Below are 14,114 nucleotides of genomic sequence, written 5' to 3'. Positions count from 1 at the left end.
GGCACCCCACAGCGGCACCGACCCCCCAACAACGCCACGGCGCAACGCGACCCCACCCACGCGACCAGACCAATCACGACACCGGGCCGACGACGCGCAGCGCCAGGCGCACGTGACCTCAGACACGTGACCAGGCCAGTCACGGCGCCGTTAACGGAACCGGCGCGCGCTGCGCCAGAGAAGGAAGGCCGCGGAGGCGATCGCCGCCACCTTCACCGCCACGGGGAAGTCCGCGGCGATCACGGGACCGAGCTGCGCGCCACTCAGCGGGCGCCCCCAGCGCCCGTTCATACGGCCCCACAACCAGACCAGCTCCCCCGCCGCCACCAGACCCGGCATCCCGAGCGCGGCCCACTTCGCCTCGGTCCTGCTGAGCCCCCGCGTCCAGTACGCGATCAGCCAGCCCACCCCCAGTGCCCACCACGATCCGACCACCACGCCCGCCACCAGCGCCAGCGCGGCCAGCAGCTCCAGCGGTCCGACCGGCAGCCGCCTGCGGCGCACGTCGGGCTCCTGGCGGCGCCGCCCTGCGCCCAGGAAGCGCCGCCAACCCCCGGACGCGGCCTCCTGCGGTTCCTCTTCGTCCTCCGGCTCCGGCCATTCGGCCGCACCGTCGGCCTCGTCCTCGTCCTCGTCCTCGAGCTCGGGCGTCAGCAGCCCGCCCGTCCAGCCGGCCAGCACCTCGTTGGTGCGGGCGGCCGACCCGCCCGCGGTCCGTTGCCCCGGCAGCCGCCACCACTCCTCCGGCTCCTCGCCGGATCCCGGTCCCGCCTCGTCGCGCGGGAGCGGAATCGCGGTCCCCGCCGCCTCGCGCGCGCCGCGCGGCAGCGGGCGGCGCGCCGCCGCCTTGACCACCTCGTCCGGCGAGCCGAGCTTGCCCAGGATGCGGCGTACCGTCGCCGCGTCGTCGCCGGAGCCGCTCTTGCTGCGTTCGTGGTCGATGTCCTTGCGCAACTCGGTGACGAGCCGCATGCGCCGGTCGGCGGGCAGGGCGGTCTGCGCCAGGTCGCCGACCCGGCTGAGATAGTCGTAAACGAGGTGATCGCTTTCGACTCCCATGCCCTCCGTCACCCCAAGTCGCCCAAGTCGCGTCCGCCGGCTCGACGTTGACCGTACCGCCGTGGGGGGCCTTGACGCAGCGCGCATCGCCCGGGCGCGTGCGGGCTAATGTGGGACGGATGACCACCGAGTGACCACTGAGCGGAAGCGGGAGGGCCCGATGTCCGACGCCCCGCGCACCCTTGCGGAAGACCTGCGCGGGCGCGGTGACGACGCCGTCGCCACGCTGCTCCGTCTCCGTCCCGACCTGCTCAACCCGGTGCCCAACGACCTGACTCAGCTCGCCACCCGCGCCGGGACGCGCGCCTCGGTGGTGCGCGCACTCGAACGGCTCGACCGCTTCGCGCTGCAGACCGCGGAGGCGCTCGCGGTCGCGCCCGACCCGTGCCCGTACGAGACACTGCTCGCCCTGCTCGGCGGGGACGAGGGGATCCCGGAGGTCACCGAGGCGCTGCCCGGGGCCGTCGACGCGCTGCGCGCGAGCGCGCTGGTGTGGGGCGGCGACGACCGTCTGCACCTGGTGCGCACCGCCCGCGACCTGCTCGCGCCCACGCCGACCTCGCCCTCCGCGACCGGCCTCGGCCCGACCGTCACCGAGGCCACAGCGGGCATGTCGCCGGGCCGGCTGCAGGAGCTCCTCGCCGCGGCCGGGCTGCCCGCGACGCACGACCCGGTGAGCGCCGTCGCCGCACTCACCGCACTCTTCCGCGACCGCACGCGGATGAGCGCACTGCTCGCCGAAGCGCCCGAAGGCACGGCCACCGTCCTGTCCAAGCTGATGTGGGGACCCCCGTACGGCGAAGTGAGGGCGGAGGGCGCGAGTGCGCCGGTGCGGTGGCTGCTGGCGCGCGGGGTGCTGCTGCCCGCCGGGCCCGGCAACGTCGTCCTGCCCCGGGAGGCCGCGCTGCATCTGCGCGGCGGTCTCGCGCATCGCACACCGGAGCCGCATCCGCCCGCCGTCCAGCCCGGCGCGACGCACGCCATAGCAACGGTGGATGCGACGGCGGCAGGGCAGGCGTTCACGGCGGTGCGGACGGTGGAGGACCTGCTGAAGTCGTGGGACGCAGGCGGCCCGCCCGTGCTGCGCGCGGGCGGCATGAGCGTCCGCGATCTCAAACGCACCGCCGTCGCGCTCGACGTCGGTGAACCGATTGCCGCCTTCTGGCTGGAAACCGCCTACGCGGCCGGGCTGCTCGCCTCCGACGGCGAGGCCGACGAGCGCTACGCGCCCACCCCCGCCTATGACGAGTGGCTGCGTCTCCCCGACGAGGAACGGTGGGCGGCCCTGGTCGCCGCCTGGCTGCCGGCGACCCGCACCCCCGGCCTCGTTGGCGGCCGGGACGCCAAGGGGCGCGCGCTGTCGGCACTCGGGCCCGAGCTCGACCGCTCCCTCGCGCCCGAGGTGCGCCGGCGGGTGCTCGCTCTGCTCGCCTCGCTCCCCGAGGGCGCGTCCGCCAAGCCCGAGGCGCTGCTGGCGCGGCTGCGCTGGGAGCGGCCGTTGCGCGGCGGCGCCGACGCGCTGCGCGCTCAGCTGGTGCACTGGACGCTGGAGGAGGCCGAGCTGCTGGGCGTCACCGGCCGCGGCGCCCTGTCCGCCCACGGCCGCGCGCTGCAGGGCCGGACGGAAGCGGCGACGGACGCGCAGACGGCAGCCGCCGAGGCGGCCGGGCTGCTCGCCCCACTGCTCCCCGAACCGCTCGACCACGTCCTGCTGCAGGCCGATCTGACCGCCGTCGCGCCGGGCCCGCTGCGTGCTCCGCTCGCCGAGACGCTGGGCGTGCTCGCCGACGTCGAGTCCAAGGGCGGCGCGACCGTCTACCGGTTCACGCCCGATTCGGTACGCCGCGCACTCGACGCCGGGCGCACCGCCGACGAGCTGCACGCATTCCTCGCCGCTCACTCCCGCACCCCCGTGCCGCAGCCGCTGACGTACCTGGTCGACGACGTGGCACGGCGCCACGGACGGCTGCGGGTCGGGGCCGCGTCGGCGTACGTGCGGTGCGACGACGACTCCCTGCTCGCGGAGATCCTTGCCGACCGGCGCGCCGCCGGCCTGGGCCTGCGCCGCCTCGCTCCCACGGTGCTGGCCGCCCAGTCGCCTCCCGACGTGCTGCTGGAACGGCTGCGGTCGATGGGCTTTGCGCCGGCCGCAGAGTCCGCGGCCGGAGATGTGCTGATCACGCGCCCCGACGCGTACCGCACACCGCCGCGCAGTGCGTCGCTCCCGGTGCCGGAGGGCCCACCCGTGCCGGACGAGACGCTGCTGGGAGCCGCCGTGAAGGCGATCCGCGCGGGCGACCGGGCGGCGACGGCCGTCCGCAAGCCGGTCCCGCGCCCGGCAGGCGCGCGGCTGCCCCGGACCACGTCGGCGGACACGCTTGCCGCGGTGCAGGCCGCGGTGCTGGCGGGCGAGGCGCTGTGGATCGGCTATGTCAACGCCGACGGCGCCGCCAGCCAGCGCGTCGTCGAACCCGTGCGGGTGGAGGGCGGTTTCGTCACGGCCTTCGACCACACCGCCGACGAGGTCCGTACCTTCGCCCTCCACCGCATCACGGGTGTCGCAGAACTCGCCGAGCCCGCCGGGGCCGGCGACGAACCGGCATGAGACGGCCTACGGCGCCCAGGGCGCACTGACGACCCAGCTCACGTCGTCGGTCCAGGACGTGGCGCTGTCCCACGCGTTCGAGCCGCCGTCGCCGGCGATGTAGACGTCGTAGTCGTAGTGCCGGATGTACGTGCTCGGGTAGTTGTACGACTGGAACGAGTTTCCTTGACCGTTCGTCCCCCAGCGGTGCAAGCACCTGCTGGTCGTCTCGCTGTGCCTGCTGCTCGCCGCTCCGTACCCGGTCTTCGTCCTCCACCCGGCACCGTGCGTCGCCGCGGCAGCGGTGACGCCGGCGGACACGCCCTCGGTCTGCATTCGTCCGGCGTGCTCGCGATGCAGGGGCGTGGGCGCCGCCCTCGCGGGCGCTGCCGCCCAGTGCATGTCCCCCCGCCCGCCGCGATGGCCGCGGCCTCCGTCGCGGTCACCCTGGCATCGGCACCGGGGCCTCGGCCCTGCCGGGATGTCCCGCAAACGGCGCCCACCCCTCCTTGACCCGATGAGGGACACTGGATGCTTGTCCCCGATTTGCTCCCCCGATGTCCGCCGGAACGGAAGGGTCACCGCGTGAACGGTCCGCTCATCGTCCAGAGCGACAAAACGCTCCTGCTGGAGGTCGATCACCCGCAGGCGGACGAGTGCCGTCGCGCCATCGCGCCCTTCGCCGAGCTGGAGCGGGCGCCGGAGCACATTCACACCTACCGCGTGACGCCGCTCGGGCTGTGGAACGCGCGGGCCGCCGGGCACGACGCGGAGCAGGTCGTCGACGCGCTCGTCACGTACTCGCGGTATCCCGTGCCGCACGCCCTGCTGGTGGACGTTGCCGAGACGATGGCCCGGTACGGGCGGCTGCGGCTGGTCAAGCACCCCACGCACGGCCTGGTGCTGGAGACCACCGACCGGCCGGTGCTGCACGAGGTGATGCGCTCGAAGAAGATCCATCCGCTGGTGGGCGCCCGGATCGACGAGGACACCGTCGTCGTCCACCCGTCGGAGCGGGGGCAGATCAAGCAGGCGCTGCTGAAGCTGGGATGGCCGGCCGAGGATCTCGCGGGGTACGTGGACGGCGAGGCCCACCCGATCGAGCTGCGTGAGGACGGCTGGGAGCTGCGTCCGTACCAGCGGCAGGCGGTCGAGGGGTTCTGGCACGGCGGCTCCGGCGTCGTGGTGCTGCCGTGCGGTGCGGGCAAGACGCTGGTGGGCGCGGGCGCGATGGCGACCGCGAAGTCGACGACGCTGATCCTGGTGACGAACACCGTCTCGGCCCGGCAGTGGAAGCACGAGCTGGTACGGCGCACATCGCTGACCGAGGACGAGGTCGGGGAGTACAGCGGTACGCGCAAGGAGATCCGGCCGGTCACCATCGCCACGTATCAGGTGCTGACCACCAAGCGGAAGGGGATCTACCCGCATCTGGAGCTGTTCGACTCGCGCGACTGGGGGCTGATCGTCTACGACGAGGTGCATCTGCTGCCGGCGCCGGTCTTCAAGTTCACCGCCGATCTGCAGGCGCGGCGGCGGCTGGGGCTCACGGCGACGCTGGTGCGGGAGGACGGGCGCGAGTCCGACGTGTTCTCGCTGATCGGGCCGAAGCGCTTTGACGCGCCGTGGAAGGAGATCGAGGCGCAGGGTTACATCGCGCCCGCCGACTGCGTTGAGGTGCGGGTGAATCTCACCGACTCCGAGCGGCTTGCGTATGCGACCGCGGAGGCGGACGAGAAGTACCGATACTGCGCGACGACCGACACCAAGCGCCGGGTGACCGAGGCGCTGGTGGCCCGGCACAGGGGCGATCAGACCCTCGTCATCGGCCAGTACATCGACCAGCTCGACGAGCTCGGTGAGCACCTCGGCGCTCCGGTGATCAAGGGCGAGACGACCAATGCTCAGCGCGAGAAGCTCTTCGACGCCTTCCGGGCCGGGGAGATCAGCGTGCTGGTGGTGTCGAAGGTGGCGAACTTCTCCGTCGACCTTCCGGAGGCGACGGTCGCCATCCAGGTGTCGGGAACGTTCGGCTCCCGGCAGGAGGAGGCTCAGCGGCTCGGGCGGGTGCTGCGTCCCAAGGCGGACGGCCACGAGGCACGGTTCTACTCGGTCGTTGCGCGCGACACCATCGACCAGGACTTCGCGGCACACCGGCAGCGCTTCCTCGCCGAGCAGGGCTACGCCTACCGGATCGTCGACGCGGACGATCTGCTGACGGGCGACGAGCTCGACGAGGTCTAGGCGTCAGGCGCCCCGCAGGCGCAGGGTCCGGCGCCGTACGCGGACGGCGGTGACGGCGAGGAAGGCCAGGCCCATCAGCGGGTACGGCGATGCGAGCACCTGCCGCCACCAGGGCAGGTGGAGGGTGAGGTCGCCGTTCTCGTGGACGATCCACATGGTGCGGGCGGTGAAGCCGACGATCACCGCGGCGAGTGCCGCCCGCCTCCAGGGGATGCGGCGGGCCTCGGCGGCGAGCAGGGTGATCAGCGGCACGCACCAGACCCAGTGGTGGGACCAGCTGATCGGTGAGATGAGCAGCGCGGTCACCGCTGCGGACAGCACACCCCACGCTTCGAGGCCGCGCCGGGAGGCGAAGACGGCGACGGCGAGTCCGGCGGCGCCGACGAGGGCGGCGGGGACCATCCACCACAGGCCCGCCGACGGGGTGTGCAGGAAGCGGTCGACGGTGCCCTGCAGTGACTGGTTGTCGACGATCCAGGTCTTCCCGACGCGGGCGGTGTCGAACATCATCCGCGTGAAGTACTGGACGGTGGCGGTGGGCAGCACGAGCCAGCCGACCAGTACGGTCCCGGCGAAGGCGGCGGCGGAGACCGCGGCGGCCCGGATGCGGCCGGAGAGCAGCAGATAGACGGTGAAGAGCCCCGGGGTCAGCTTGATGCCCGCGGCGATACCGATCGCTATGCCTTTGCCGCGGGCGCCGTCCGGGCGGGACAGGTCCCACAGCACGAGGCAGGCGAGCGCGATGTTGACCTGCCCGAAGACGAGGGTCTGGAAGACGGGCTCGACCCATATGCCTGCCGCAACCGCGATCATGATGGCCACCGGGCGCAGCTCGGTGCGGCGCGGCCACCCGGTGAAGCGGAACGACAGGTGCGCGAAGACGGCGAGCAGAACGACGTTGACCTCGGTGACCGCGAGCCGCAGCACGTCCATCGGCAGCCACGAGGTGGGGATGAAGAGTATCGCCGCGAACGGTGGATAGGTCGCGGGCAGGTTCCACTCGGTGACGCGTAGCTCGTACAGGCCGTGGCCCGCGGCGGCAGCGGCGCCCTCGGCCCGGTAGACCACGGCGTCCGCCATCTCGAACCGCATGGCGAGACACAGCGCCGCATAGGCGGTGAGGGAGAGGGCCAGGAGTGCGGTGGCGAGGATGAGCGGCCGTCTGGGGGCGGCCGCCAGGGCTGCTCGTAGCGTCGATGTGTCACGGTCCGTGCCCCCGCGCACGGCTGTCGTCATCGTCACCGAGCCAGCCTTTCCGATGCCGTTCGTACGTCCCGTTCGTCCCGGCTGGGACCCTACCCGGGTGGCGTTCGGGTGAAGCTCAGTGGCCCGTTTCGGTGATCAGCGGCGTATGTCGTGGAGCCTGGGGATGTCCGGCTGCCGGGTGCCGTCGGTGCCGAGGACGACGACGCGGAAGGCGGTGTCGGCGAAGACGCCGATGGCGCGCAGCGTGCTGCCGATCAGGTGGCGGGAGTGCTTGTGGTCGACTGTGGGCGGCGGGCCGACGGCGGTGGACCCGCGGATGGGTGTGAGTGCGGTTGCTGTCATGCTTCAACGGTAGGTTTTCACCCGCTTGGCCCACATCGGTCATCAGGACGATCAGCGGGCAGGCCGCCCGTACCACCCGCGGACCGCCGCGTACGCCCACAGGTCTACGCGGACCCTGATGCCGTCATCCGGGGGGCCGGGGAGCGGGGGAGACGTAGGGGGCGCGCCGGAAGAGGGCGCCGGTAAATCATTCGCGCCGTCGGCCGCGGGCGCGTAGGATCCCCCGTCTTGCCGCCTCCCGCAACCCGTGCGCCCCGCGCGCCGGACTGCCCAGGGAGCCGCCGTCCGGACGGAAACCGGCCGGCATCGGAACCGATCGCGTAACGCAGCAGCCGCCGGGGACCTCCCCCGCGCGGTCTGCCGTGTCACGCCTGCGTACCGCCGGAGGCATCACACCCGTGTCCACGACACTGCATCAGCCGTCCGAGCCATCCGGGCCATCCGGGCCGTCCGGGCCGTCCGGGCCATCCGAGCCGCTCGGTCGCGAGCACGCCCACCTCGCCGCGTCCCGCGCCGCGTTGCGGGCGATGCGCGCCGACGCGGAGGCGCTCGACATCAAGGACGTCGCCGCCAACTGGGTCAACGCGGAGGTCCTCAAGGCACAGATCGGCGACCGGATCGCCGCTCTCGCCGATCTCGCCGACACGCCCTTGTTCTTCGGCCGCCTCGATTTCCTCCATCCTCCGGGCGCCGAGCACGCGGAGGGAGCGGAAGGGGTGCAGTTCTACATCGGGCGCCGCCATGTGCACGACGGGGACGGCGACCCGATGGTCATCGACTGGCGTGCGCCCGTCTCCCAGCCGTTCTACCGCGCCTCGCGCCGTGAGCCGATGGACGTGGCGCTGCGCCGCCGCTTCGGCTACACCGGTGGCGAGTTGACGGCCTACGAGGACGAGCACCTGACCGACCCGGCCGAGGAGGAGACCACCAGCAGGCTGCTCCAGTCGGAGATCGAGCGGCCGCGCGTGGGCCCGATGCGCGACATCGTCGCCACCATCCAGCCGGAGCAGGACGAGATCGTGCGCGCCGGCATCGGCGGCACGGTGTGTGTGCAGGGCGCGCCGGGCACTGGTAAGACGGCGGTCGGCCTGCACCGTGTCGCCTATCTGCTCTACGCGCACCGCGAGCGGCTGGCGCGCACCGGCACGCTTGTCGTCGGGCCGAACCGTTCCTTTCTCCACTACATCGAGCAAGTACTGCCGGCGCTCGGCGAGTTGCAGGTCAAGCAGGCCACCGTCGACGATCTGGTGGCCCATGTGCCGGTGCGCGGCACGGACACCGCACAGGCGGCGCGCATCAAGGGCGATGCCCGGATGGCGCAGGTGCTGCGCCGCGCCGTCCGCAGCGGGATCACCATGCCGTCCGAGCCGGTGGTCGTGGTGCGCGGCTCGCGCCGCTGGCGGGTCCCGGCCTACGAGGTCGAGGAGCTTGTATGCGAGTTGATGGAACGTGACATGCGCTACGGGGCGGCTGCGGAGGCGCTGCCGCAGCGCATCGCGCACGCCGTGCTGGTGCGGATGGAGGCGGCCGGAGAGGCGCCCGACGACCGGGTGCAGGACGCGGTGGCCCGTTCCAGACCGGTCAAGGACGCCGCCAAGGCCGCCTGGCCGCCGGTGGATCCCGCGAAACTGGTGCTGCGGCTGCTGTCCGACGGGGAGTTCCTCGCCTCCTGCGCCGACGGCGTCCTCACCGAGGAGGAGCAGAAGGAGATCCTGTGGGACAGGCCCGCGCGCGGGGTGAAGTCCGCGCCGTGGTCGGCGGCGGACGCCGTGCTGATCGACGAGGCGAACGACCTGGTGCGGCGCACGCCCTCGCTGGGCCACGTCGTCCTCGACGAGGCGCAGGATCTGTCCCCGATGCAGTACCGGGCGGTGGGGCGCCGCTGCACCACGGGCTCCGCGACGATCCTCGGTGACCTCGCGCAGGGCACCACGCCCTGGGCGACGGGGAGTTGGACGGAGGCGCTGGCCCATCTCGGCAAGCCCGAGGCGCGTGTCGAGGAGCTGACGCGCGGTTTCCGCGTGCCGCGTGAGGTGATCGCGTACGCCTCGCGGCTGCTGCCGTCGATCGCTCCCGGTCTCGCGCCTGCGACCTCGGTTCGGGAGTCGGCGGGCGACATGCAGGTGCGGGGCGTGGCCGCGGAGGCGCTGACGGCGGCCGTGATCGAGGCGTGCCACGAGTCGCTGGAGCGCGAGGGGTCGATCGGCCTGATCACCGCGGATGCGAGGGTGCCGGTGGTGGCCGAGGCGCTCGCCGCTGCCGGGCTGCCGTATCTGTCGCCCGGTGAGGAGACTTCGGCGGGGGCGCGGCTGACGCTGGTCCCGGCCTCGCTGGCCAAGGGTCTGGAGTACGACTACGTGGTGCTCGACGAGCCGGCTGCCGTCGTCGACGGGGAGCCCGACGCCCGCACCGGGCTGCGCCGCCTGTACGTGGCGCTGACCCGTGCCGTCTCCGGGCTCATCGTCGTGCACGCGGCACCGCTGCCGCTGGAGCTGGAGCCGCCCGTCCGGTGACGGGGACGGGCTCGTCCAGCGCCTCGCGCCAGGTGCGGACGGCTGCCGCGTCGACGGGCGCCGTCCAGCCGCCGGGCCGGACGGCGCTGCCGACGTGGAAGGCGTCGATGCCGGCGGCGCGCAGCGCCGGAAGGTGGTCCAGGCGCAGCCCGCCGCCGACGAGGATCCGCTGGCGGTAGCCCGGCTCGCCGGCGCGGGCCGCCTCGGTGGTCAGTACGGGCAGACCGTCGTCGACGCCGAGCGGGGATCCGGCGGTCAGGTAGGTGTCGAGGCCGGCCAGCCCGTCGAGGGCGTGGCGCAGCACGGCGCGGTCGGCGGCGTGGTCGATGGCGCGGTGGAACGTCCAGCGGCAGCCGCCGATGGCGTCGGCGAGCTGTCGTACGGCCGCCAGATCGGGGCCGCCGCCGGTGTCGAGGAAGCCGAGGACGAACTCGTGGGCGCCCTCGGCGCGCAAGGCCTGTGCCGCGCTGCACAGCCGGTCGGTGTCGCGCGGCTCGCCCGCGGTGAAGCCGGCGTCGGCGCGGAGCATGACGCGCAGCGGGACGGAGACGGCGGCGCGCACCGCGGCAAAGGTCTCGCGGGACGGGGTGAGCCCGTCGGCCGCCATGTCGGTGACCAGTTCGAGGCGGTCGGCCCCGCCGGCCTGCGCGGCGATCGCGTCGTCGGCCGTCAGAGCGATGACTTCCACGATTGGTCTAGACATGTACCCCAGCCTGCCACACCGGCGCGGCCGCTGTCAGGCCGAGTCGCACACTGCCGTGTCGCACAATGGCGACCATGCCCGCGACGACCGCCCCCCGCCACGCCGCCCACGACGCCCTGCTCGTCCGCTGGACGGAGCTGTTGCGCCGCAACCAGCCGTCCGGCGGCCCCGATCCCGTCCCCTACGGCGAGAACCTGCTGCGCCGCTGGGCCGAACAGCACCGCCGCTACCACACCACCGATCACCTGCTGGCCGTCCTCGACCGCGCCGAGGGACTCGCCGCCTACGCCGACAACCCCGACGCCGTGCTGCTCGCCGTGTGGTTCCACGACGCCGTCTACCGCCCGGACCGCTCGGAGAACGAGGAGCGCAGCGCCTCACTCGCCGAGCGCGCGCTCACCGAGGCCGGGGTGGAGGCGGAGCTCGTCGCCGAGGTCGCACGGCTGGTGCGGCTCACCACCGACCACGACCCGGCGCCCGGCGACCGCAACGGCGAGGTGCTGTGCGACGCGGATCTCGCCGTGCTCGCCGGCTCGCCACAGGAGTACGCCGAGTACGCGGCCGCCGTGCGCGAGGAGTATGCGTTCGTGCCCGACGACGCCTTCCGCGCAGGCCGCGCCGAGATCCTGCGGCAACTCCTCGCCCCGGAACGGCTCTTCCGCACCCCCTATGGCGAGCAGCACTGGGAGCGGAGGGCGCGCCGCAATCTCGCCACCGAGCTCGACCTGCTCGGTTCCTAGTGCCCTGAGCGTCCCCGTGCGCCGAGTGCCTGGCGTTATCGCGTCCGGTTCTTGCGCCGCCGCAACCCCGCCCGCCTCAGGAGCTCCACGATCTGGCGGCTGCTGACCTCCACCGCGCCCAGCCGCACCGCATCCGCATACCGCTCCGCGGGCACGTCGTAGTGATCGCGCTCGAAAGCGCGCAACGGCACGCCGAGCCCCGCCGCGAACCCGTGCAGTTCCTCGTACGAGACATCGCTGACCAAGTGCGACCACAGCCGTCCGTGCCCCGGCCAGACCGGCGGATCGATGTAGACGGTCACGGCTGCACCGCCCCGCCGAGCGCGCCCACCGACGCGACGACCACGCCCTGCTTGCCGCACACCCAGTGCGGATCCGGGCCGAGCTCCGGCTCGACGTCGAGGGCGTGCGGGTCGCCCTCCACCGTGCAGACCGGGCACGGCGGCCAACGGCCGTGATGTTCCAGCAGCGCGTCCTGCACATCCTGGGCGATCAGCCCGGCGACGAAGTCCGCCCCCTCGGGCCACTGCTCCACCCACCACCTGCGGTGGACGACGGCGTCCTCGACGAGCGAGACGACGGCTGCGTCGTCCACGGCGCAGGCCGCCAGATCGGCGAGAACGCGTGCGCGGGCGGCATGCAGCGCAGGCTCCAGGTCCATGCTGCCCATTCTCCTCCCGACCGCTTGACGACCCACGGTCGCCGAAAATAACTTCCATAACGTGGCACACGCTCTGAAGGGAATTTTCCCGCCTCACGCCGGAGGCGGTTCCGGGCTTGCCGCCAAGGTCCGCACGCTTCTGCCCACCATGACCCGCTCCATGCAGCGCGTCGCCGAGACCGTCGCCGGCGACCCCGCCGGATGCGCCCAGCTGACCGTCACTGCGCTCGCACAGCGCACCGGCACCAGCGAGGCCACCGTCGTCCGCACCGCCCGCCTCCTCGGCTACCCCGGCTACCGCGATCTGCGCCTCGCGCTCGCCGCGTTCGCCGCCCAGCAGGCGGCCGGAGCGCCCGCCGCCGTCACCGCCGACATCGCCGTCGACGACCCGCTCGCCGACGTCGTCGCCAAGCTCGCCCACGACGAGCAGCAGACGCTCGCCGACACCGCGGACGGCCTCGACATCGGACAGCTCGACGCCGCCGTCACCGTACTCGCCACCGCGCGCCGCACCGACGTCTACGGCGTCGGCGCCTCCGCCCTCGTCGCCCAGGACCTGGTGCAGAAGCTGCTGCGCATCGGCCTGGTCGCGCACGCGCACAGCGACCCGCACCTGGCCGTCACCACCGCCGTACAGTTGCGCGCCGGTGACGTGGCGGTCGCCATCAGCCACTCCGGATCCACCACCGACGTCATCGAGCCGCTGCGCGTGGCCTTCGACCACGGCGCGACCACACTCGCCATCACCGCCCGCACAGACGCTGCCGTCGCCCAGTACGCCGACCACGTCCTCACCACATCGACCGCACGCGAGAGCGAGCTGCGCCCGGCCGCCATGTCCAGCAGGACCGGCCAACTCCTCGTCGTCGACTGCCTGTTCATAGGCGTCGCGCAGCGCACCTACGACCACGCCGCGCCCGCCCTGTCCGCCTCCTACGAGGCACTCGCCCACCGCCACCGATCACGCTGACCGCCCCGCACGCCACGCACCGCGCACCGCGCACCGCGCACCGCGCAAGCAGTGAGGAACCACGGCCTCATGTCCTCCTCCCACGACGCCCCTTACGGACAGCTGCGCCGCGAGCTCGAAACGCTCACCACCGAGGCGTTCCGCCCCGAACTCGCCGACATCGACCAGCTCCCCACCCTCGACATCGCCCGCATCATGAACGGCGAGGACGCCACCGTGCCCGCCGCCGTCGCCGCCCAGCTGCCCTCGATCGCCGCGGCCATCGACGCCACCGCACAGCGCATGGCGCGCGGCGGGCGCCTCGTCTACGCGGGCGCCGGCACCGCGGGACGGCTCGGCGTCCTCGACGCCAGCGAATGCCCGCCCACCTTCGCCACCGCGCCCGGAGAGGTGATCGGCCTGATCGCCGGCGGCCCGCAGGCGACGACGGACGCCGTCGAAGGCGCCGAGGACAGCAAGGAGTTGGCGGCGCAGGACCTGGACGCCCTCGGGATTACCGTTGACGACACGGTGGTCGGCGTCTCCGCCTCCGGGCGCACCCCTTATGCCGTCGGCGCCGTCGAGCACGCCCGTCACCGCGGCGCGCTCACCGTCGGCCTGGCCTGCAACGCGGGCTCGGCGCTCGCCGCGGCCGCCGACCACGGCATCGAGATCGTCGTCGGCCCGGAGCTGCTCACCGGCTCGACCCGCCTGAAGGCCGGCACCGCACAGAAGCTGGTGCTCAACATGGTCTCGACGATCACGATGATCCGTCTCGGCAAGACCTACGGAAACCTCATGGTCGACGTGCGCGCCTCCAACGAGAAGTTGCGCGCCCGCTCGCGCCGCATCGTCGCGCTCGCCACCGGCGCGCCGGACGACGCGATCGAGGCAGCGCTCGCGGAAACCGACGGTGAGGTGAAGAACGCGATCCTCACTCTCCTCGGCGACGTCGACGGCCCGACCGCTCAGGCGCTGCTGCGTGCCTCCGGCGGCCATCTGCGCGCGGCGCTGCGCACCGCCCAAGCCGGTCGGTGAAACGACCGAGGGCGGCACCCCCTTGCAGGGGTGCCGCCCTCGGTCCGTACGGCTTGGCTGGACCCGATCCGCGGG

Annotated in this window: 13 protein-coding genes; 6 read left to right on the top strand and 7 right to left on the bottom strand. The window is 73.2% G+C overall.

Annotated elements, in window-relative coordinates; translation table 11 throughout:
* Positions 1 to 150 precede the first annotated feature (150 nt).
* Positions 151 to 1,059, bottom strand: a complete 909-nt coding sequence (locus NGB36_RS32350; protein ID WP_255924215.1) for an HAAS signaling domain-containing protein — start codon at positions 1,057 to 1,059, stop codon at positions 151 to 153.
* A 160-nt stretch (positions 1,060 to 1,219) separates the two neighbouring features.
* Between NGB36_RS32350 and NGB36_RS32345 the strand changes: the two genes are divergently transcribed.
* Positions 1,220 to 3,664: a helicase C-terminal domain-containing protein gene (locus NGB36_RS32345; protein ID WP_255924214.1), complete on the top strand. Its 2,445-nt coding sequence runs from the start codon at positions 1,220 to 1,222 to the stop codon at positions 3,662 to 3,664.
* A gap of 6 nt (positions 3,665 to 3,670) precedes the next feature.
* Here NGB36_RS32345 and NGB36_RS32340 read toward each other — a convergent pair whose 3' ends face one another.
* Entirely contained in the window at positions 3,671 to 3,979 is a 309-nt protein-coding gene (locus NGB36_RS32340; RefSeq protein WP_255924213.1) for an AbfB domain-containing protein, read from the bottom strand.
* Between the two features lie 249 nt (positions 3,980 to 4,228).
* Here NGB36_RS32340 and NGB36_RS32335 point away from each other — a divergent pair, with 249 nt between their 5' ends.
* Entirely contained in the window at positions 4,229 to 5,887 is a 1,659-nt protein-coding gene (locus NGB36_RS32335; RefSeq protein WP_255924211.1) for a DNA repair helicase XPB, read from the top strand.
* 3 nt (positions 5,888 to 5,890) lie between these two features.
* Here NGB36_RS32335 and NGB36_RS32330 read toward each other — a convergent pair whose 3' ends face one another.
* Complete coding sequence (locus NGB36_RS32330; RefSeq protein WP_255924217.1) at positions 5,891 to 7,123, bottom strand: glycosyltransferase 87 family protein; 1,233 nt, start codon at positions 7,121 to 7,123, stop codon at positions 5,891 to 5,893.
* A 105-nt stretch (positions 7,124 to 7,228) separates the two neighbouring features.
* Positions 7,229 to 7,435: a hypothetical protein gene (locus NGB36_RS32325; RefSeq protein WP_255924209.1), complete on the bottom strand. Its 207-nt coding sequence runs from the start codon at positions 7,433 to 7,435 to the stop codon at positions 7,229 to 7,231.
* A gap of 410 nt (positions 7,436 to 7,845) precedes the next feature.
* On the opposite strand from NGB36_RS32325, the gene NGB36_RS32320 reads away from it, so the two are divergent.
* Positions 7,846 to 9,948, top strand: coding sequence for a HelD family protein (locus NGB36_RS32320; protein ID WP_269470834.1), 2,103 nt, complete (start codon positions 7,846 to 7,848; stop codon positions 9,946 to 9,948).
* Here NGB36_RS32320 and NGB36_RS32315 read toward each other — a convergent pair.
* On the bottom strand, positions 9,893 to 10,651 hold the full coding sequence (locus tag NGB36_RS32315; protein ID WP_255924207.1) for a copper homeostasis protein CutC: 759 nt from the start codon (positions 10,649 to 10,651) through the stop codon (positions 9,893 to 9,895). The genes NGB36_RS32320 and NGB36_RS32315 overlap by 56 nt on opposite strands.
* A gap of 74 nt (positions 10,652 to 10,725) precedes the next feature.
* On the opposite strand from NGB36_RS32315, the gene NGB36_RS32310 reads away from it, so the two are divergent.
* Positions 10,726 to 11,391, top strand: a complete 666-nt coding sequence (locus NGB36_RS32310; protein WP_372509587.1) for an HD domain-containing protein — start codon at positions 10,726 to 10,728, stop codon at positions 11,389 to 11,391.
* Positions 11,392 to 11,426: 35 nt separating this feature from the next.
* Here NGB36_RS32310 and NGB36_RS32305 read toward each other — a convergent pair whose 3' ends face one another.
* Positions 11,427 to 11,693 (bottom strand): DUF4031 domain-containing protein, encoded by a 267-nt coding sequence (locus NGB36_RS32305; RefSeq protein WP_255924205.1) that lies wholly within the window; start codon positions 11,691 to 11,693, stop codon positions 11,427 to 11,429.
* The gene (locus tag NGB36_RS32300) at positions 11,690 to 12,052 is read right to left on the bottom strand and encodes a DUF8819 family protein (RefSeq protein ID WP_255924203.1); all 363 of its coding nucleotides are present in this window, start codon (positions 12,050 to 12,052) and stop codon (positions 11,690 to 11,692) included. The genes NGB36_RS32305 and NGB36_RS32300 overlap by 4 nt, the downstream gene beginning before the upstream one ends.
* A 61-nt stretch (positions 12,053 to 12,113) precedes the next feature.
* Here NGB36_RS32300 and NGB36_RS32295 point away from each other — a divergent pair, with 61 nt between their 5' ends.
* Both NGB36_RS32295 and murQ read left to right on the top strand, forming a co-directional pair.
* Entirely contained in the window at positions 12,114 to 13,022 is a 909-nt protein-coding gene (locus tag NGB36_RS32295; protein ID WP_255924202.1) for a MurR/RpiR family transcriptional regulator, read from the top strand.
* Positions 13,023 to 13,091: 69 nt separating this feature from the next.
* On the top strand, positions 13,092 to 14,039 hold the full coding sequence (murQ, locus tag NGB36_RS32290) for an N-acetylmuramic acid 6-phosphate etherase (protein ID WP_255924201.1): 948 nt from the start codon (positions 13,092 to 13,094) through the stop codon (positions 14,037 to 14,039).
* Positions 14,040 to 14,114: the final 75 nt, after the last annotated feature.

Origin of the sequence: Streptomyces humicola, assembly GCF_024436035.1 — a bacterium.
In the GTDB taxonomy this organism is placed as follows: domain Bacteria; phylum Actinomycetota; class Actinomycetes; order Streptomycetales; family Streptomycetaceae; genus Streptantibioticus_B; species Streptantibioticus_B humicola.
Note: the sequence above shows the minus strand (reverse complement) of the source record. Positions and strands in the feature narration are given on the sequence as shown.

Coding starts and splice junctions, on each gene's coding strand:
- NGB36_RS32325 (WP_255924209.1), bottom strand. CDS start 7,435: ATGACAGCAACCGCACTCACACCCATCCGCGGGTCCACCGCCGTCGGC.
- NGB36_RS32330 (WP_255924217.1), bottom strand. CDS start 7,123: ATGACGACAGCCGTGCGCGGGGGCACGGACCGTGACACATCGACGCTA.
- NGB36_RS32315 (WP_255924207.1), bottom strand. CDS start 10,651: ATGTCTAGACCAATCGTGGAAGTCATCGCTCTGACGGCCGACGACGCG.
- NGB36_RS32340 (WP_255924213.1), bottom strand. CDS start 3,979: ATGCAGACCGAGGGCGTGTCCGCCGGCGTCACCGCTGCCGCGGCGACG.
- NGB36_RS32300 (WP_255924203.1), bottom strand. CDS start 12,052: ATGGACCTGGAGCCTGCGCTGCATGCCGCCCGCGCACGCGTTCTCGCC.
- NGB36_RS32310 (WP_372509587.1), top strand. CDS start 10,726: ATGCCCGCGACGACCGCCCCCCGCCACGCCGCCCACGACGCCCTGCTC.
- NGB36_RS32350 (WP_255924215.1), bottom strand. CDS start 1,059: ATGGGAGTCGAAAGCGATCACCTCGTTTACGACTATCTCAGCCGGGTC.
- NGB36_RS32345 (WP_255924214.1), top strand. CDS start 1,220: ATGTCCGACGCCCCGCGCACCCTTGCGGAAGACCTGCGCGGGCGCGGT.
- murQ (WP_255924201.1), top strand. CDS start 13,092: ATGTCCTCCTCCCACGACGCCCCTTACGGACAGCTGCGCCGCGAGCTC.